The sequence below is a fragment of the Streptomyces sp. LMG1-1-1.1 genome (assembly GCF_040815545.1).
Lineage (GTDB): Bacteria > Actinomycetota > Actinomycetes > Streptomycetales > Streptomycetaceae > Streptomyces.
Map to the genome: position 1 here is coordinate 1 of NZ_JBFPNH010000057.1, position 17,004 is coordinate 17,004.

The window sequence follows — 17,004 nt, forward strand, 5'->3', positions numbered from 1 at the left end:
CTTCACGGGAGCCGGGGCCGCGACCGGGGCGGGCGCGGGGGCCGGGACGACCGCGGGAGCCGAAGGCGCGGCCTGTGCGGGGCCCGCCTGCGGCGCGGCGGCCGCGCTCGGAGTGGTGGCGGCCGGGGCGGCCGGGGTCTCCGACGCTCCGGGCTTGTAGTCGGCGAAGAAGTCCCACCAGGCACGATCGACCGAATTCGGGTCCTGGAGGTACTGCTGGTAGATCTCGTCGACGAGCCACTCGTTGGCACCGAAGGCGGCTGCGGGGCTCACGCCCGACCCGTCTTGGTCGGCCGGGGAGCTCGGGGTACTGGGGGACTGAGACGACACGGCGGCAACCGCCCTCTTCCGCTTCGCAAGGTGATGGACAGCGGAAATAAAGGCTACGCCTGTCCGGCCGAGAGGTGCAGGCCGGGCACTCCAACGTCGCGCAAGTCACACTTGACGGGGTGTTTCGGGGCCGTGAATGGCGGGAAACAACCGTGGTTCCGTCGTGTGAGGGTACGGGAAAGCGCGGGCACGGCCCGCTTCTGCCGCATCCCTGATCGCGCAACGCTCACGTAGGCGCAGGTCCCGCTCACGTATAAGCAGGTCCCGTACACGTACACGCAGAACGTGCGCTTCCGGTTCGAACCCTACGTCAATCTCTCGTGCGAAGGTTGCCCGGAAGAGTGACTCTGATGCGGCAGCCGCGTGATGATTCGGCCACACCGATCCCGCCGCCGTGGAGATCCACCGCCCAGCGCGCGATGGCCAGGCCGAGACCCGTGCCGCCGTCGCTGCCCGGACCGGGCCGGTGCTGCGTCGAGCCGCGGTTGAACCGCTCGAAGACCTTGTGCCGCTCCGACTCCGGGATGCCGGGACCCTCGTCCTCGACCTCCAGCTCCAGCGAGTCCGGATGCGGGCCGCGCCGGGCCCGGACCGTGACCCGGCCGTGCGGCGGCGAGTGCTTCACCGCGTTGTCGATCAGGTTCGCCATCACCTGGTGCAGCCGCTCCGCGTCCGCGTGCGCGACCAGCTCGGGCGGCGACACGTCCAGGTGGAGGTGGACGTCCGTGCGGTTGTGCAGCCCCGAGGTGGAGGACAGGCCGCGCTGGGAGGCGGCCAGGTTGGCCTCCCGCAGCACCCCCGACAGATAGGGCCAGACCTCGAAACGGCTCGCCCGCAAGGCCACGACACCGTTGTCAAGACGGGACAGGTCCAACAGCGTCTCGACGAGCCGGCCGAGCCGCTCGGTCTGCTTCAGGGCCGACCGCATGGTCTCCGGATCGGCCTCGGAGACCCCGTCCACGACGTTCTCCAGGACCGCCCTGAGCGCGGCGATCGGGGTCCTGAGCTCGTGCGAGACGTTCGCCACCAGCTCCTTGCGGTGCCGGTCGACGGCCTCCAGGTCGTCCGCCATGCGGTTGATCGTCGACGCCAGGTCGCCCAGCTCGTCCCGCCGGTCCGCGCCCCGCACCCGGCGGCTGAAGTCGCCGCGCGAGATCGCCCCCGCCACCGTCGTCATCTCGTCGAGGGGGGCCGTGAGGGACTGCGCCACGAACTGGGTGATCAGCAGGGTCGCGATCATCGCGAAGACCGTGATGTACCGGAACTCCGTGGACGTCCGGATCGCCACCAGCGCGAGGCCGGAGGTGAGCAGGACCGCCCCGACGACCAGGGCGCCCAGCTTCGTCTTGATCGAGATCACGATCCGGTGGGGCCGTCGCGGCCGGTGCGGTCCCTGTCCCACGTGCGGCCTCCCCGGCCCCGGCCGGCTCACGGCGCCGGGGTCTCCAGCGCGTAACCGACTCCGTGGACCGTGCGGATCCGCTCGGCTCCGATCTTCCGGCGCAGCGCCTTGATGTGGCTGTCCACGGTCCGGGTGCCCGAGGCGTCCGCCCAGTCCCACACCTCGGCGAGGAGCTGCTCGCGGGAGAGCACCGCCCGCGGGGTGCCCGCCAGGCAGACCAGCAGGTCGAACTCGGTCGGGGTGAGGTGCACGTCCTCCGTGCGCACCCGGACCCGGCGCTGCGCGTGGTCGATCTCCAGCTCGCCCAGGCGCAGGATGCCGCTGCGCGGGGTCACCGCCGCCAGCGCGGCCCGCTCCACCCGGCGCAGCAGCACGTGCACCCGGGCGGCCAGCTCGCGCATCGAGAACGGCTTCGTCATGTAGTCGTCCGCGCCGACGCCGAGGCCGACCAGCATGTCGGTCTCGTCGTCGCGGGCGGTCAGCATGAGGACCGGGACGGGGCGCTGGGCCTGGACCCGGCGGCACACCTCCAGGCCGTCGAAGCCGGGCAGCATGATGTCGAGGACCATCAGGTCGGGCTGCCAGGCCTCGGCCGCGTCGACGGCCGCGGGGCCGTCCGTCGCCGTCTGCACGAGGAAGCCCTCGGCACGCAGCCGCGCGGAGATCGCCTCGACGATCGTGGCGTCGTCCTCGACCACCAGGACGCGCCGCTGGGCCCCCGGAGTGGCCGCCGCACCGTGGTGAGTGGTGTGTGTCTGCTCCATTGCCCCGCCTCGCGTCGCCGATGTCGGCTCAGCAGCCTAGAGGTACCGGCGGCGTCCCGGCTATCCAGGAGCGGTCCGGGCGCCGTCAGGGACGTACGGCGAGGTGGACCGCGTCGGGGACGCCCCGGGCAACCGGGATCTCTTCCGTCCGTACCCCGCTGAATCCGGCATTCCGCAACGACTCTTCGAAATCGGCGGAGGGTCGGGCGGACCACACGGCGAGCACACCCCCGGGGTTCAGGCGCGCCGCGCAGGCCGCCAATCCCTCGGCAGAGTAAAGGGATTCGTTGTCCTCGGTGACCGTCCAGTCGGGGCCGTTGTCGATGTCCAGGCAGAGGGCGTCGTAAGTATCCGTGGAAGTGCGGAGGTAATCCATCAGGTCCGTGTGCAGGATCACGGTCCGCGGATCGGCTAGCGCGGCCGCGGAGAGGGCGGCCAGCGGCCCCTGCCGGTGCCATTCGATGATCGCGCCCTCACGCTCGGCGACGGCGATGCGTCCCCAACGGGGGTCGGCGGCGGCGTGGGCGAGCGAGAAGCCGACGCCGAGGCCGCCGACGAGGACGGTGGCACCGGCGCGCGCGTCGGCGGGGAGCGCGGCCATGGCCGCGTCGATCAGCAGCCGCTCGGAGCGGCCGTCGGAGGTGTCCATGAGGAAGGTGCCGTTGGCGATGATCTCGAAGTGGTCGCCGCGGCGGCGCAGCACGACCTCTCCGTACGGTCCTTCGCGGCGGTCGAGGGTCAAGGGGGAGGACATCGTCGTTCGATCCGCTCTCGTCTCGGCAGTCGGTCCCGGCCATCCTCGCGGGGAGGGAGGGCCGGGACAAACACGTTTCGGAGTCGAGGCGTCACGGAGCGGACTCGCGCGGCAGGTCCACGGGGCGGGGGCGCAGGGCCGCCGCGGGTGCTCAGGTGGGCGGCGCGGTGCCGCCCGCCGGGGGCTCAGGGGCGCGGGGCCTCGTGCTTCACGAACTGCTCGACGCGGTTCAGCTCGCGGCGGGCGTCGACCGGGGTGCCGTAGGTGCGGTCCCAGGTGACCGGGGCGATCGTGATGTGGCCCTTGTCGAGCAGCCAGGTGGAGTCGGCGTCCTTCCGGCCCTCGGCGCACTCGCCCTCGCCGCTGCCGTCCAGCGGGCACAGGCCGAGCGCGATGTCGAAGGAGTCGCCGTCCCCGCGCTGCTCGAAGGCGTGGTAGACGACGGCCCCGTCGCCGACGCGGGTCCACACCGGGGCCTTGGCCGTCGCGCCCGCGCTGACGTCGGGGTAGTCGACCTTCAGGGCGAACTTCGAGGTCAGCAGTCCGCGCTGCTTCAGTCCGGCGACGAGGCGGGCGCCGAAATCGGCGTGCGCCCGGTAGTTGACGCGGGGGAAGGCCAGGTTGCTCTCGTCGCCCGAGGAGGAGAAGGCGAGGGCCGGGACGCCCTGGTCGATGGCGGCGACGGCGGCGCCGACCGTGCCGGAGTCGTTGACGCTGGCGGAGACGTTCGGGCCGGAGTTGATGCCGGTGAGGACGAGGTCGGGGGCCTCGGTCCAGCCGGCCCTCGCTCTGAGGCCGCCGCGCAGGGCGAGCTTCACGGTGTCGGCGGGCGTGGCGGACGGGGAGTCCTTGGCGCAGGGGCCCGCGGAGAGGCAGACGCCGTAGACCGCCCCGCCGGAGGGTGCCTGGGAGCAGTCGTTCTCGTACCCGGCGGGCAGGGCGGTGCGGCGCTGCGCGGTGACGACGCCGCCGTTGGTGACGGCGGTGCCCTTGCCGGACTGGACCTGCCAGGGGGCCATGACGACGACGTCGGCCCCGGCGGCGCACATCGCGCGGCGGAGCTCGTAGAGGCCGAGGCCGTCGGAGTTGCTCGCCTTGGCGGCCTGCATCGAGTCGTCGTTGGAGATCAGGATCCGCATCCCGGCGAGCGGGCGGGCGGGGTCGGACGCGGCGGTGTCCGCCGTCGTGGCGTAGGCGGTGGCGCCCGCTCCGGCGAGCACGGCGGTGGCCGCGGACAGGGCGAGGTAGGTGCGCTTGCGCATGGGAGGACCCTTCAGGTGCATGACATGCGGGCAGGGGAGAGTGATCCGGGGCCCAGCCCCCCACGGGAGGGCCCCGGATCGTGCGCGGAGTCGTTCAGGTACTCCGCGGTCCGGGGGATGCCGCGCCCGCGCCGAGACCTCCGGCGGGCGGGCGGCGGCCCGGTGGCGCGTGGCCTACAGCGACAGGCCGTGGCCGTACGGGAAGACCGGGTCCGCCGTGTCGTTCGGGACGTCGGGGCGCGAGGCCTCCACCGCGGCCATCGAACGCGGCAGTTCGAAGGGCAGCCGTCCCTCGGCCCTGGCCCGGCCGAAGGCCACGTCGAGCACGGCTTCGTCGCTCGCGCCGTAGTCGGCGATCAGCGCCGCCGCGCGCTCGGCGATCTCCGGCAGGACGGCCGGGCGCTCCAGGTTGACGCAGACCACCGTCGGCACGGCGGCGAGCAGCCCGAGGGTCCGGGCCAGCTCCTCGTCGGGGAAGGCGAGGGAGCCGGAGTGGAAGAAGGACTCGAAGAGGTTCGGCCGCACCTCGTACGGGGTGCGCAGCCGCAGGACGGCGAGGTCGGCCCCCGCCGGGTGGGCGACCACCTCGCCGTACGCGGCCGCGACGGCCGGGTCGACGTTCTCCACGTACAGCCTCGGCCGGCCTGTCAGGGGCAGCGGCCCGTCGGTGAGGACGGTGAGGGAGCGGCGCTGGGCGGCGGCGCCCGCGGCCTTGAAGTCGGCGCGGCCGACGGTCTCCGCGGCCTCGTCGGGGTCGACGTACCGCCGCTCGTCGAAGAGTCCGAGCAGGAACTTCTCGCGCAGCAGGCGGCGTACGGAGTCGTCGACCCGCGCCTCGGGGATCCGGCCCGAGGCCATCAGCTCCACGATCACCTCGGGGCACTGCTCGCCGCCGAACTGGTCGACGCCCGCGTCGAGCGCCTTCGCCGCCCGCTCGGCGACGCTGAGGTGCTCGACGCCCCAGGCCCGGGCCTCGTGGGTCTCGCCGAAGATGACGGCGTCGGTGAGCAGTCCCCAGTCGGTGCAGACGATGCCGGTGAAGCCGAGCTCCTCGCGGAGGATTCCGTCGATGACGCCCCGGTTGAAACCGAAGCCGACCTCCTCCCAGTCGGTGCCGACCGGCCGGCCGTAGTACGGCATCATCTGCGCGCAGCCGGCGGCGACGGCCGCCTTGAACGGCTCCAGGTGCAGGTCGCGCAGGCCGCCCGGGTAGACCTGCTCCTTGCCGTGCGGGAAGTGCGGGTCCTCGCCGTCCTTCTGCGGGCCGCCGCCGGGGAAGTGCTTGACCATCGCGGACACCGACTCGGTGCCGAGGCGGTCGCCCTGGAGGCCGCGGACGTACGCCTCGACCAGCTCGCCCGTCAGCTCGGCGTCCGAGCCGAAGGTGCCGGACTGGCGGGACCAGCGCGGCTCGGTCGCCAGGTCGATCTGCGGGTGGAGCGCGGTGCGGAAGCCGACGGAGAGGTACTCGCGGCGGACGGTGTCGGCGAAGCGGAAGACCAGCTCCGGGTCGCCGACGGCCGCCAGGCCCAGGGCCTCGGGCCAGGCGGAGAAGGCGCCGGAGTCGAAGGAGGCGCCGATGTTGTCGGTGAAGGCGTGCCGCGGGTCCGTCGAGAGCGAGACGGGGATGCCGAGCCGGGTGCTCGCGGCCATCTCCTGGATCGCGTTGTGCCAGAGGGCCATCTCGCGGGCGCCGTGGGTGCCGAGCAGGTTGAAGTGGGTGAGTCGCCGGCCCTCGATGAGCTCGGGGGTGGTGAGGGGCAGCATCGAGCCGTCCGTGTCGGTCACCGGGGTGCCGTCGGCGTTCATCATCAGCATCGAGTGGAAGAGCTGCCCGGCCTTCTCCTCCGGCGTCATCCGGGAGAGGAGGTCTTCCACGCGTACGTCCACGGGGCGGGCGGGGTCCTGGTACGGGTGCATGTCAGGGCTCCTGGGTGTGGCCGGGGAGAGCGGTGCCGCCCTTTGGCGCCCTCAGGCTAGGCGTGAAAACCGAGTGACCACTAGGTTTCTGTAATGTGTCCTGGGTCACAGCGCAAAAGCACCATTTCGGTCCCGTCTAAGGTGGGGCGCATGCCGGAGAACACGGGCCGAACGCCCCGCAAGAGCGCAGGCCGGGGCAGTTACGCGGTCGGTGACGCGCGCCGCCAGAAGATCCTGGACACCGCCGTCGACCACTTCGGGCGCTGGGGCTTCCACGCCTCCTCCCTCGCCCGGATCGCCCACGACTGCGGCATCACCCAGGGCGGGCTGCTGCACCACTTCCGCAGCAAGGAGGACCTGCTCCTCTCGGTCCTCGCGCAGAGCGAGCGGCACGACGTGGAGCGCCTGTTCGGCGAGGAGCCCCCTTCGTACGCCGCCTACCTCGACACCCTCGTCGCCCTGATCGAGGAGAACACCCGGCGCCCCGGCATCGTCCGCATGTTCAACGTCCTCGTGGGCGAGTCCGGCAACATCGGCCACCCCGCCCACGAGTACTTCAAGGAGCGCTACGCGCGCGTGCTCCGGCACACCGTCGAACTCCTGGAGGCGGCCGTCCGGCGCGGCGAACTCCGCCCCGACACCGACTGCCTCGCCGTCGCCCAGGAACACCTCGCCGTCATGGACGGCCTCCAGATCCAGTGGGCCCTCGACCCGACGTCCATGGACATGCCGGCCCGCGTCGGCGGCTACCTGCGGCGGCAGTACGCGACGATCGCGGCCACCGGGAGCTGACGCGGGGCCGCCTGACGGGGGCTCGGGAGGTGCGGGCCCGGTCCACGGCTCCGCTTCCTCCTCCCCGGGGAGGTCCGGCCGGTCAGGCCGCCGCTCCTCCCCCCTGGGAGGTCCGGCGGGTCAGGCCGCAGTCCTGTCCGCCTCCCACTCGCGGCCGATCGCGCCGAGCAGCTTCGGGTACACGCCCAGGTACCGGAACGGCTTGATCCCCGCCATGTAGACGGTGCCGAGCAGGCCGTTGGGCTTCACCAGGACGGCCATCCGGGCGCGGTGGCGGCCCGGGGCGCCGTCCGGGACCCAGCCGATGTGCATCACCGCGTGCACGGTCCGGTTGGCGCTCTCCGCCACCCACTCGTCGTGCGTCTGGTAGACGGACGTGAAGGGGACCGCCCGGAGGTCGGGCCCCCGCGCCCCCGCGCGAAGGTCGTCCGGCAGCCGGTCCCTGAGGGTCTCCACGCGCCCGTCGAGGCCCGCGTCGGGCTTGTCCCAGCCCAGCAGCGCCCCCAGCTTCCGGCGGATCGCGAAGAGCGTGCGGACCACCGGCGAGGAGAGCGCGGTCCCCTTCTCGTTCGTGAACTGCCGCACCAGGCGTGCGAGGTCGTCCGGGCCGCCCGTGACGGGCAGCTCCCACACGTCCTCGACCTGGAAGTCGCCGGCGATCTCGTGGATCCGCCACGGGCGGGAGGTGTGCGCGGTGCGGGGGAGTCTCATGGCCGTACCCCTGTTCCGACGTCATGGCGACGTCTATACGGTGACGTATAGATCAAGCGTAGACCCGTCTGTACGGCACCGTATAGTCGGGTGGAGGAACGGCGAGGTGAGGAGGGACACACCATGGGAGCGATCCGCACTCCGCGTGGCCGGTGGATCGAGGAGGGCCTCCGCGCGCTCGCCGAGGGCGGCCCCGAAGCCGTACGGATCGAGCCGCTGGCCCAGGCCCTCGGCGTCAGCAAGGGCGGCTTCTACGGCTACTTCGCCAACCGCGAGGCCCTGCTCGCCGAGATGCTCGACACCTGGGAGCGGGAGGTCACCGACGCCGTGATCGAGCGGGTCGAGAGCGGTGGCGGGGACCCCCGGGCCAAGCTGGAACGGCTCTTCGACATCGTCCGCGACGCCTTCGGCGAACCGGTGGCCGGCACCACCGTCGACCTCGCGATCCGCGAATGGGCCCGGCGCGACGCCACCGTGGCCGAGCGCCTGCGCCGCACCGACAACCGGCGCATGGAGTACCTGCGGTCGCTCTTCCGGAGCTTCTGCCCGGACGAGGCCGACGTCGAGGCCCGCTGCATGCTCGTCTTCGCGCTGCGCGTCGCCAACCCCCTCATCGCGACCGACCACGGCACGCGCACGCGTGCGGACGTCATGGCGCTGACACGGGACTGGCTGCTCCTCAGGTAGCCCGCCGCCCACGCGCGCCGGAGTGGGGGGACCCGGCGGGTACGCGGGAGTCGGGGGTGCCCGCCGGGTACGCAGGGGTCGGGGGCCGCCCGGTGCGCGGGAGTCGGGGGTGCTCGCCGGGCCCGTCGCGCCGCCGCCGGTGGTCAGCGGCTCGTCGGCGGGCCGCCCTCCGGGAGGGCGGCGAAGACGCGCCGGAGGGCCGGGGGGCGTTCGCCGTCGCCCGCGATCACGAGGCGGTGGTGGTGGGTGACGCGGTACTCGAAGCCGTCCGGGATCGGGTTGCCGGTGGGCCGCGCCGGGACCCGGGCGTACGCGGGGTCCTCCAGGGCGGCCCGCAGTTCGGCGGTCGCGGCGGCGGTCATGTGCCCGGTGCGGGGCGGCTTGGCGCCGGAGGTGCTGGTCCAGGTGCCGTCGTAACGGACGACGAGGCGGTTGTGGATGCCGGCGAGACCGCCGGTGACGGTCACCTCGACGAGGACGTCACCGGGCCGCGGGTCCTGGGAAGGGGTGGCCGGCGCCGACGTGGGGTCCGTGGCCGGGGGGTCCGTCGGCGGCGCCGGGGGCGCGGTCGCGTCCGAGGGTGTTCCGCCGGGCGTGGTCGCTTCCGTCGGCGGCGCGGGGGGTGTGCTCGCGGTCGACGGCGGCCCGCCGGGCGCGGGCGGTGCCCCCGGCCCGCAGCCGCTCGCCCCGCCGACGGCCAGGGCCGCCGCGAGCAGCAGGGCCCCGCACCTCTTTCGCCGTACTCCTCGCACCATGGATCGAGCATGCCCCTTGCGGGGTCCCCCGCGCAGCCCGACGGACGGACGGACCGGGCCGGGGTTCGCGTCGGGGCGTCAGGCGCCGTCGCGGACGATGCCGGTGAGCGGGCCCTGGTAGCGCCAGTCGAGCGAGTCGTAGAGGGCGAGGCCGTCGGTGGTCGCGGCGAGGATGCCGGTCGTGGCGCCGGCCTGGGCGGCGGCGGCCTCCAGGGTGCGCATGACGTTGGAGCCGAGGCCGCGGCGCCGGTGGGCGGGGTCGGTCTCGATCTGGTCGGCGACGGCGGTGGAGCCGGTCGGGGCGATCTGGCCGCGGGCGGCGAGGGTGCCGTCCTGGGCGAGGATGCGGACCAGGATGACGCCGTCCCGCGTCTCGGTGGTCCGGGCGTAGCCCTCGGGCGGCGCGGGCCGGGCGCCCGGGTCCAGCGGCTTGAGCATCATGAAGCCGGGGTCGTCGGGGACGGTCCACCCCTCGGTGATCCACGGGGCGACCTCCTCGGGGGTCGCCATCACCTTGAGCCAGCTGTACGGCTCGGTCAGCCGGGCGCAGAGCGCGCCGACGGAGGCCGCGTCGGGGGCGGGCAGGACGTGCCGTACGACATGGCGGGGCAGTCCGACGTCGATGCGGTGCCCCCACGGCTCGGGGACCGCGGCGGGAGCGCCCCGGGAGACGGTCCAGCCCGCCACCCACGCGGATGTAATGGCTGCTATATCCATAGAGGGATTACATCCCGTGCCACGCGCCCGCGTGAGGGTGATCGCTCAGAGCGAACGGACGTCTGGGAACATTCGCGGGCTCAGGTGCATTGAGTCGGTACAGCTCAACTTGACTGCCGAAGGGGAGATCATGGCTGCTGAGTCCATGGCGTCCGTGCCGCTCACTCTGCCCGTACTGCCGCTCGACGACGAGGTCGTGCTGCCCGGCATGGTGGTGCCGCTCGACCTGTCCGACAACGAGGTACGGGCCGCCGTCGAGGCCGCCCAGGCCGCCGCGCGGCCCGGTGCCGGCAAGCCGCGGGTGCTGCTCGTGCCCCGCGTCGACGGGACCTACGCCGGGACCGGCGTCCTGGGCACCGTCGAGCAGGTGGGCCGCCTGTCCGACGGCGACCCTGGCGCGCTGATCCGCGGCATCGGCCGCGTCCGCATCGGCGCCGGCACGACCGGCCCCGGGGCGGCCCTGTGGGTCGAGGGCAGCACGGTCGAGGAGACCCTGCCCGACCCGCTGCCCGGCTCCGTGACCGAACTGGTCAAGGAGTACAAGGCGCTCGCCACCAGCTGGCTCAAGAAGCGCGGAGCCTGGCAGGTCGTCGACCGCGTCCAGCAGATCGACGGCGTCGGCGCCCTCGCCGACAACTCCGGGTACTCGCCCTTCCTGACCGTCGAGCAGAAGGTCGCGCTCCTGGAGGCCGCCGACCCGGTCGCCCGCCTCAGGCTCGCCACCGCCCAGCTCCGCGAGCACCTCGCCGAGCAGGACGTCGCCGAGACCATCGCCAAGGACGTCCAGGAAGGCGTCGACAAGCAGCAGCGCGAGTTCCTGCTCCGCCGCCAGCTCGAAGCCGTGCGCAAGGAGCTCCGCGACCTCAACGGCGAGGCCGAGGGCGACGAGTCCGACGACTACCGCGCCCGCGTGGAGGCAGCCGACCTGCCGGAGAAGGTCCGCGAGGCCGCCCTCAAGGAGGTCGAGAAGCTGGAGCGGTCCAGCGACCAGTCCCCGGAGGGCTCCTGGATCCGCACCTGGCTCGACACCGTCCTCGAACTTCCGTGGAACGAGCGGACCGAGGACGCCTACGACATCCGGGGCGCCCGCGCCGTCCTCGACGCCGAGCACGCCGGTCTCGACGACGTGAAGGAACGCATCACCGAGTACCTGGCCGTGCGCAAGCGGCGCTCCGACCGCGGCCTCGGCGTCGTCGGCGGCCGACGCGGCGGAGCCGTACTCGCCCTCGTCGGCCCGCCCGGCGTCGGCAAGACCTCCCTCGGCGAGTCCGTCGCCCACGCCATGGGCCGCGAGTTCGTCCGGGTCGCCCTCGGCGGCGTACGGGACGAGGCCGAGATCCGCGGCCACCGGCGGACCTACGTCGGCGCCCTGCCCGGCCGGATCGTCCGGGCGATCAAGGAGGCCGGGTCCATGAACCCGGTGGTGCTGCTCGACGAGATCGACAAGGTGGGCTCCGACTTCCGGGGCGACCCGGCGGCGGCGCTCCTCGAAGTCCTCGACCCGGCGCAGAACCACACCTTCCGCGACCACTACCTGGAAGTCGAACTCGACCTCTCCGACGTCGTCTTCCTCGCCACGGCCAACGTCCTCGAAGCCATCCCCGAGGCGCTCCTCGACCGCATGGAGCTGGTCAGGCTCGACGGCTACACGGAGGACGAGAAGGTCGTCATCGCCCGCGACCACCTGCTCCCGCGCCAGCTGGAGCGGGCCGGCCTGGAGTCCGGCGAGGTCGTCCTGGAGGACGCCTCCCTGCGGAAGCTGGCCGGCGAGTACACCCGCGAGGCGGGCGTCCGCACCCTGGAGCGGTCGATCGCCCGGCTGCTGCGGAAGGTCGCGGCCCAGCACGAACTGGGCGACCGCGAGCTGCCGTTCACCGTCACCCCGGCGGACCTGCGGGAGCTCATCGGCCGGCCGCACCACGTGCCCGAGTCGGCCCAGGACCCGGCCGAGCGGCGCACGGCCGTGCCGGGCGTCGCCACCGGACTCGCCGTGACCGGTGCGGGCGGTGACGTGCTCTTCGTCGAGGCGTCCCTCGCCGACCCGGAGACCGGCGCCGCCGGGCTGACCCTCACCGGCCAGCTGGGCGACGTGATGAAGGAGTCGGCGCAGATCGCGCTGTCCTTCCTCCGCTCGCACGGCGCGGAGCTGGAGCTGCCCGTCACCGGCCTCAAGGACCGCGGCGTGCACATCCACTTCCCGGCGGGCGCCGTCCCCAAGGACGGCCCGAGCGCGGGCGTCACCATGACGACCGCCCTGGCCTCCCTGCTGAGCGGCCGTCTGGTCCGTACGGACGTGGCCATGACCGGCGAGGTCTCCCTCACCGGCCGGGTGCTCCCGATCGGCGGCGTGAAGCAGAAGCTCCTCGCCGCGCACCGGGCGGGCATCACCACGGTGGTGATCCCCAAGCGGAACGAGGCCGACCTGGACGACGTCCCGGCCGAGATCCTGGAGAAGCTGGAGGTCCACCCGGTGACGGACGTCCGGCAGGTGCTGGAGATCGCGCTCGCCCCGGCGGAGGTGCCGGTCGGCGTGGCCGCGTAACTCCTGGTCGTGAGCGGGGTGTCCGTCGGGGCACCCCGCTCCGGCGGGTCCGGCGGGGCCATCCCGGTCCTGTGTCTCCGGATGTCGGTCGGGGCTGGCATCCTCGTACACATGAACGACGACGCCTTCTGGGCACTCATCGACGAGTTGAGCCGCCGCCCCGGTGACCGGGACGAGCGGCTGGAGTGGCTGCGGGCGGAGCTGATACGGCGTCCGGCCGCCGAGAGCGTGGCGTTCCAGGTGTACCTCAAGGAGGCGTGCGAGGCCGCCGACACACGCGCCGTGTGGACCGCGGCGAACCGGGTCGAGGGCGGCGGCTGCACCGAGGACGGCTTCCACTACTTCACGCTCTGGCTGGTGGGGCAGGGGCGCGAGGTGTACGCGTCGGTGGTCGCCGACCCGGACGTGCTGGCCGAGGTGCCCGGGGTGCGGAGCCTCGCCGGACGGCATCCCGACACGTGGGACGACGACGAGTGGCCCGAGTGGGAGGAGCTCGACTACGTCGCGCAGGACGCGTTCGACGAGCTGACCGGCCAGGAGGACGACGAGGGGGACGAGTTCCTCGACGCGGTCGAGGAACTCGCCGAGGAGCGGGGAGAGCGGGAAGAGGAGATGCCCCGGGGGTCCCGGCCGGAGGGGTTGGCGATACCCCGGCTCACCGCCCTCTTCCCGCTCCGGTCGTCCGCCTCCTAGGAGACGCCGGGACGCCCGGGGGCGGCCGGGGACGCCCGGTGACGGCCGGGCGTCCCCGGTGTCCCCGGCGTTCCCGGCATTCCCGGGGGCGTCAGGAGGCGGACGAGTTCCGGCGCCGGCCCAGGAGCAGGCTGCCGGCCGCGAAGGCGGCGACGGCGCCCGCGCCCGCGAGGGCCGGCGCGAGCGGCGACGAGGGGGTCGCGGCGGCCTCGGCGGAGAGCGCCGGGGCCTGCTCGTCGCCGCCGTGGCCCGCGTGGCTCACGGTGGACAGCTCGGCGCCCGCCGCGATCTTCGTCTCGGTCGGGGCCTGTGCCCGGGTGCCCGAGCCGGCCGCCGCGGCGCCGCCGAAGGTCACGTCCGAGCAGCTGTAGAAGGCCTCGGGGCTGTCGTTGCGCTGCCACACCTGGTAGACGATGTGGCGGCCCGTGCGGGCCGGCAGGTTGCCGGTGAACCGGTAGTAGCCGTCGGTCGACGTGCGGGTGGTGTTGTAGACGGCGACGGGGGTCGCGTCCAGGTCCGACCACTTGAGCGGTTGCGTCGGGTCGAAGCCGGCCTTCGTGAGGTAGATCGTCATGGTGCCCGAGTGGGGCGCGGTCACGCGGACCTTGAAGTCGAAGGAGCCGGCGGCGACGGCCGTCGCCGGCCAGTCGGTGCGCGCCCAGTCCAGCGCGCGGTACTTGGCGCGGTTCGCCGAGCAGAGCTTGCCGTCCGGGATGAGGGCCTGGTGCTGTCCGTCGGCGTTGGCGATGTTGACCTCGTTCCAGTCGTACAGCGGCTGGGTGCCGGAGTCGGCGACGAGGTCCTTGCACACCTGGGACTTGGGCGTCTCGGGGCCCTCGGCGTAACAGGCGGCCACCCGGCTGACGGGGTTGAAGACCGCCCCGTGGGCGCCGGCCGTCGTGGGGGTGAGGGCGACGAGCGCGGCGGCGGACAGGGTGGCGGCGACGGCGGAGGTGCGGCGGTAGGAGGCCATGCGGGGCTCTCTCTCGTGCGTGGGGGAGTACGGGACGAGCAACGCGCGCTGGGTGCACGGAAGTTGGCTCCCGGGCGACCGGCGTAGAGCTTCGCATTGGTCCATACCAATCGGCAAGGGAGTGGATCGAAAAAGCCGCGACGGCCCCCCGGGGTGCCGCACACCCGGGGAGCCGCCGCGGACCGATCGAAGCGCCGAAGGCCAGGTCAGCCGTTCGCCAGCGCCTGTACGCGCGAGTAGTCGCCGTTGAAGTGGTTGTGGTCGCCGACCGTCGGGCCGGAGGACGTGTACTGCCAGATCGTGTAGTACGGCCAGCCGGCCGGGAGTTCGCCGACCTCGGCGGCGTACCGCGCGATCCACAGCGGGTTGGTGTTCGCGAAGGCCGCCGAGTTGCCGGTGCACTGCTTCCACCAGCTCGTCGCCGTGTAGATCACCGGGTCACGGCCGGTCCGGTACCGGTACCGGCTCACGAAGTCCTGGATCCACGCGACCATCCCGGACTGCGTCTTCCCGTAGCAGGTCGCGCCGTACGGGTTCCACTCGATGTCGAGCACCCCCGGCAGCGTCCTCCCGTCCTTCGACCAGCCGCCCCCGTTGTTCACGAAGTAGTCGGCCTGCGCCGCGCCGCTCGCCGTGTCCGGGGTCGCGAAGTGGTACGTGCCCCGGATCATGCCCACGTTGTACGAGCCGTTGTACTGCTGCGTGAAGTACGTGTTCTTGTAGTACGTGCCTTCCGTCGCCTTGACGTAGGCCCACTTCACCCCGCTGTTCCACAGCGTGGACCACGCCACGTTCCCGTTGTGGCTGGAGACGTCCACGCCTTCCGTCTGGGCGGCCAGCGTCCCGGCGCCACCGCCGGGCTTCACGCCCTTCCCGTCGTGCGCGATCACGCCCATGCCCATGTAGGCCGAACCGCGCGCCGGCGCGACCCGGGTGCCCGGGTCCTGGGCGGCGCCGGCCGAACCGGCGAGGGGCAGGAGGAGTGCCAGTGCCGCGACCGCGGCACCGGCAAGGGTCGTTCCGGATCTGTGCACACGCATTGCGTGCCTCCGAAAGGCTCGGTGGGGGGACCTCGGGGGGAGCGGACGCACGCCGCCGACGCGTCATGGTGTGGACATGTCAGCCATCCGCCGCCCACGACGCTACGCACGTAGACCCACCGGCGGAAGAGGATCCGGATGCCGCCGTTGGTCTACTCCTGCGAAATACTGAAGGAGCTGCGGCGATGGCCGCGGCGGGAAGAAACTTTCAGCCGCCGGAAACCGGCGGCAGGGTCGCCGGGCGGCCGCCGGGGAACACGCGGGAGGTGCTGACGTGCACGGAAGCGGTACGGGAAGTGGGGGCGGGGCTCCCGGGGGCGGGGTGCGGGGCGCCCGGGTGGGGGCGGCGGCTTCCGGGGTGGATCCCGAGTTCCTGGCGTTGGAGCGGGAGCTGGCGGTGTTCCTGCGGCGGGCGCGGGCGCAGTCGGGGGAGATGGCGCGGGAGGTGCATCCCGAGCTGGAGCCGGCGGCGTACGGGCTGTTCGTGCGGCTCGACGAGGTGGGACCGCAGCGGGCGACGGAGCTGTCCGGGTACTTCGGGGTCGGCAAGGCGACGATGAGCCGGCAGCTGCGCGCGCTGGAGGTGCTGGGCCTCGTCGTGCGGGATCCCGACCCGGCCGACGGGCGGGCCTCGCTGGTGCGGCTGACGGAGGAGGGACGGGACCGGTTCCGGCACGTGCGGGACGCCCGGCGGGAGCGGTACGTGCGGAAGCTGGTGGACTGGGACCGCGCGGAGGTCGCGGAACTGGCCCGGCTGCTGCACCACTTCAACGTGCGGGCGGAGGGCTGATCCCTTCCGGGGGGCCGAGTTCCACGTGCACCGCCGTGGCGTCGTCGTGCCGCTTCCAGCGGTGGGTGCCGCCCGCCTCCGTGTCGGCGGTCTCCAGGGCGCGGACCCGGCGGAGGAGGCCCGTGGCGCCTTCCGCGCGGAGGACGCCGAGGCAGGCCGCCCAGTCGCCGGCGCCGAAGAGCTCCACCCAGCGGCTCGCCCCGTCCGAGAGCGCGGCGAGGGACCGTACCCGGGCGCGGGGCGTCGTGCCGGTCACCGCGCGCGCGGCGACCGCGGGATCGGCAGCGGCGGTGAAGAAGCCGCCCTCCCGATTGCGAAGACGGTCCGTCGCCGCGAGGGAGCGCCGGACCTCGTCCGGCACGCGGTCGAGCCGGTCGTCGAGCACCGCCCGCACCGTTCCGTCCGGTGCCTCCAGGAGGAGGGCGGAGTCCGAGAGGACGAGGTGCTCGACCGAGGCCGCGTCCCAACGCGCGAGGACCACGGTCGCCTGAGGCGTTCGCACGTGAGAAAGGTCACAGGTGTCCCGGTGGGCGTCCGCGGTGCGCCGGATTGCCCGCGACAGGATCTCGGACAGGGGCATGTCCGGCCGGGAAGCGGACAGTTCGGTCAAAGCCCCACCGAGGTGCGCGGTGAACCAGGGCACGGTGTGCACACAACCGTCATCACCCGCGGGGGGTGTGACGCCGTCGAGCAGGACGACGGTTCCGCCGCACCCCGAAGGGGACAGAGCGGCGGCCACCCAGTCCTCGTTGGGGCGTTCGGGGCTGCCGGGGAGGGTGGCGACGTCGCTGCGCATGGGCCCCAGTGTGCCCGCCCGCGATCCGGCGGCGGCGCGCTCCTTCACGGAACCCGCAAACGACCGGAAATGGCCT

17 protein-coding genes are annotated in these 17,004 nt (G+C 73.2%); 5 read left to right on the plus strand and 12 right to left on the minus strand.

What is annotated here, in order from left to right; all coding sequences use genetic code 11:
- The 6 genes from MRBLMG1_RS29915 to MRBLMG1_RS29940 all read right to left on the minus strand — a co-directional run.
- Positions 1 to 330 (minus strand): 2-oxoglutarate dehydrogenase E1 subunit family protein (locus MRBLMG1_RS29915; protein WP_367827283.1); only part of this gene is annotated, 330 nt, incomplete at its 3' end.
- Positions 331 to 640: 310 nt separating this feature from the next.
- Complete coding sequence (locus tag MRBLMG1_RS29920) at positions 641 to 1,732, minus strand: HAMP domain-containing sensor histidine kinase (RefSeq protein ID WP_367827284.1); 1,092 nt, start codon at positions 1,730 to 1,732, stop codon at positions 641 to 643.
- A gap of 26 nt (positions 1,733 to 1,758) precedes the next feature.
- Positions 1,759 to 2,496 (minus strand): response regulator transcription factor, encoded by a 738-nt coding sequence (locus MRBLMG1_RS29925; protein ID WP_367827285.1) that lies wholly within the window; start codon positions 2,494 to 2,496, stop codon positions 1,759 to 1,761.
- Positions 2,497 to 2,581: 85 nt separating this feature from the next.
- The gene (locus MRBLMG1_RS29930) at positions 2,582 to 3,250 is read right to left on the minus strand and encodes a spermidine synthase (protein ID WP_367827286.1); all 669 of its coding nucleotides are present in this window, start codon (positions 3,248 to 3,250) and stop codon (positions 2,582 to 2,584) included.
- 185 nt (positions 3,251 to 3,435) lie between these two features.
- Positions 3,436 to 4,512 (minus strand): 5'/3'-nucleotidase SurE, encoded by a 1,077-nt coding sequence (surE, locus tag MRBLMG1_RS29935; protein WP_367827287.1) that lies wholly within the window; start codon positions 4,510 to 4,512, stop codon positions 3,436 to 3,438.
- Positions 4,513 to 4,686: 174 nt separating this feature from the next.
- A complete protein-coding gene (locus MRBLMG1_RS29940; protein WP_367827288.1) occupies positions 4,687 to 6,432 on the minus strand; it encodes a glycoside hydrolase family 3 protein in 1,746 nt (581 codons plus the stop codon).
- Positions 6,433 to 6,582: 150 nt separating this feature from the next.
- On the opposite strand from MRBLMG1_RS29940, the gene MRBLMG1_RS29945 reads away from it, so the two are divergent.
- Positions 6,583 to 7,224: a TetR/AcrR family transcriptional regulator gene (locus MRBLMG1_RS29945; RefSeq protein WP_367827289.1), complete on the plus strand. Its 642-nt coding sequence runs from the start codon at positions 6,583 to 6,585 to the stop codon at positions 7,222 to 7,224.
- A 120-nt stretch (positions 7,225 to 7,344) separates the two neighbouring features.
- Here MRBLMG1_RS29945 and MRBLMG1_RS29950 read toward each other — a convergent pair whose 3' ends face one another.
- The gene (locus tag MRBLMG1_RS29950) at positions 7,345 to 7,935 is read right to left on the minus strand and encodes a DUF2867 domain-containing protein (protein ID WP_367827290.1); all 591 of its coding nucleotides are present in this window, start codon (positions 7,933 to 7,935) and stop codon (positions 7,345 to 7,347) included.
- Positions 7,936 to 8,058: 123 nt separating this feature from the next.
- Here MRBLMG1_RS29950 and MRBLMG1_RS29955 point away from each other — a divergent pair, with 123 nt between their 5' ends.
- Positions 8,059 to 8,622 carry a TetR/AcrR family transcriptional regulator gene (locus MRBLMG1_RS29955; protein WP_367827291.1) on the plus strand — a complete coding sequence of 188 codons (564 nt, stop codon included), beginning with the start codon at positions 8,059 to 8,061 and terminating at the stop codon, positions 8,620 to 8,622.
- Positions 8,623 to 8,765: 143 nt separating this feature from the next.
- Here MRBLMG1_RS29955 and MRBLMG1_RS29960 read toward each other — a convergent pair whose 3' ends face one another.
- Together MRBLMG1_RS29960 and MRBLMG1_RS29965 are read right to left on the minus strand one after the other, a co-directional pair.
- Positions 8,766 to 9,377: a hypothetical protein gene (locus MRBLMG1_RS29960; RefSeq protein WP_367827292.1), complete on the minus strand. Its 612-nt coding sequence runs from the start codon at positions 9,375 to 9,377 to the stop codon at positions 8,766 to 8,768.
- 78 nt (positions 9,378 to 9,455) lie between these two features.
- Entirely contained in the window at positions 9,456 to 10,094 is a 639-nt protein-coding gene (locus MRBLMG1_RS29965) for a GNAT family N-acetyltransferase (RefSeq protein ID WP_367827293.1), read from the minus strand.
- Between the two features lie 130 nt (positions 10,095 to 10,224).
- Here MRBLMG1_RS29965 and lon point away from each other — a divergent pair, with 130 nt between their 5' ends.
- Positions 10,225 to 12,636 carry an endopeptidase La gene (gene lon, locus MRBLMG1_RS29970; protein ID WP_367827294.1) on the plus strand — a complete coding sequence of 804 codons (2,412 nt, stop codon included), beginning with the start codon at positions 10,225 to 10,227 and terminating at the stop codon, positions 12,634 to 12,636.
- Positions 12,637 to 12,747: 111 nt separating this feature from the next.
- Positions 12,748 to 13,329: a DUF4240 domain-containing protein gene (locus MRBLMG1_RS29975; RefSeq protein ID WP_367827295.1), complete on the plus strand. Its 582-nt coding sequence runs from the start codon at positions 12,748 to 12,750 to the stop codon at positions 13,327 to 13,329.
- A gap of 91 nt (positions 13,330 to 13,420) precedes the next feature.
- Here the strand turns inward: MRBLMG1_RS29975 and MRBLMG1_RS29980 are convergent, their stop codons facing one another.
- On the minus strand, positions 13,421 to 14,302 hold the full coding sequence (locus MRBLMG1_RS29980; protein ID WP_367827296.1) for a lytic polysaccharide monooxygenase auxiliary activity family 9 protein: 882 nt from the start codon (positions 14,300 to 14,302) through the stop codon (positions 13,421 to 13,423).
- 206 nt (positions 14,303 to 14,508) lie between these two features.
- Positions 14,509 to 15,342, minus strand: a complete 834-nt coding sequence (locus tag MRBLMG1_RS29985) for a lysozyme (protein WP_367827297.1) — start codon at positions 15,340 to 15,342, stop codon at positions 14,509 to 14,511.
- Positions 15,343 to 15,664: 322 nt separating this feature from the next.
- Here MRBLMG1_RS29985 and MRBLMG1_RS29990 point away from each other — a divergent pair, with 322 nt between their 5' ends.
- The gene (locus MRBLMG1_RS29990) at positions 15,665 to 16,132 is read left to right on the plus strand and encodes a MarR family winged helix-turn-helix transcriptional regulator (RefSeq protein ID WP_367827314.1); all 468 of its coding nucleotides are present in this window, start codon (positions 15,665 to 15,667) and stop codon (positions 16,130 to 16,132) included.
- On the opposite strand, the gene MRBLMG1_RS29995 is transcribed toward MRBLMG1_RS29990, so the two are convergent.
- Positions 16,110 to 16,928 carry a hypothetical protein gene (locus tag MRBLMG1_RS29995; RefSeq protein ID WP_367827298.1) on the minus strand — a complete coding sequence of 273 codons (819 nt, stop codon included), beginning with the start codon at positions 16,926 to 16,928 and terminating at the stop codon, positions 16,110 to 16,112. The genes MRBLMG1_RS29990 and MRBLMG1_RS29995 overlap by 23 nt on opposite strands.
- Positions 16,929 to 17,004 lie beyond the last annotated feature (76 nt).

Excerpts from the sequence above, each read along its gene's own strand:
- MRBLMG1_RS29925 (WP_367827285.1), bottom strand. The coding sequence starts at position 2,496 with ATGGAGCAGACACACACCACTCACCACGGTGCGGCGGCCACTCCGGGG.
- MRBLMG1_RS29930 (WP_367827286.1), bottom strand. The coding sequence starts at position 3,250 with ATGTCCTCCCCCTTGACCCTCGACCGCCGCGAAGGACCGTACGGAGAG.
- surE (WP_367827287.1), bottom strand. The coding sequence starts at position 4,512 with ATGCGCAAGCGCACCTACCTCGCCCTGTCCGCGGCCACCGCCGTGCTC.
- MRBLMG1_RS29940 (WP_367827288.1), bottom strand. The coding sequence starts at position 6,432 with ATGCACCCGTACCAGGACCCCGCCCGCCCCGTGGACGTACGCGTGGAA.
- MRBLMG1_RS29945 (WP_367827289.1), top strand. The coding sequence starts at position 6,583 with ATGCCGGAGAACACGGGCCGAACGCCCCGCAAGAGCGCAGGCCGGGGC.
- MRBLMG1_RS29950 (WP_367827290.1), bottom strand. The coding sequence starts at position 7,935 with ATGAGACTCCCCCGCACCGCGCACACCTCCCGCCCGTGGCGGATCCAC.
- MRBLMG1_RS29955 (WP_367827291.1), top strand. The coding sequence starts at position 8,059 with ATGGGAGCGATCCGCACTCCGCGTGGCCGGTGGATCGAGGAGGGCCTC.
- MRBLMG1_RS29960 (WP_367827292.1), bottom strand. The coding sequence starts at position 9,377 with ATGGTGCGAGGAGTACGGCGAAAGAGGTGCGGGGCCCTGCTGCTCGCG.
- MRBLMG1_RS29965 (WP_367827293.1), bottom strand. The coding sequence starts at position 10,094 with ATGGATATAGCAGCCATTACATCCGCGTGGGTGGCGGGCTGGACCGTC.
- lon (WP_367827294.1), top strand. The coding sequence starts at position 10,225 with ATGGCTGCTGAGTCCATGGCGTCCGTGCCGCTCACTCTGCCCGTACTG.
- MRBLMG1_RS29975 (WP_367827295.1), top strand. The coding sequence starts at position 12,748 with ATGAACGACGACGCCTTCTGGGCACTCATCGACGAGTTGAGCCGCCGC.
- MRBLMG1_RS29980 (WP_367827296.1), bottom strand. The coding sequence starts at position 14,302 with ATGGCCTCCTACCGCCGCACCTCCGCCGTCGCCGCCACCCTGTCCGCC.
- MRBLMG1_RS29985 (WP_367827297.1), bottom strand. The coding sequence starts at position 15,342 with ATGCGTGTGCACAGATCCGGAACGACCCTTGCCGGTGCCGCGGTCGCG.
- MRBLMG1_RS29995 (WP_367827298.1), bottom strand. The coding sequence starts at position 16,928 with ATGCGCAGCGACGTCGCCACCCTCCCCGGCAGCCCCGAACGCCCCAAC.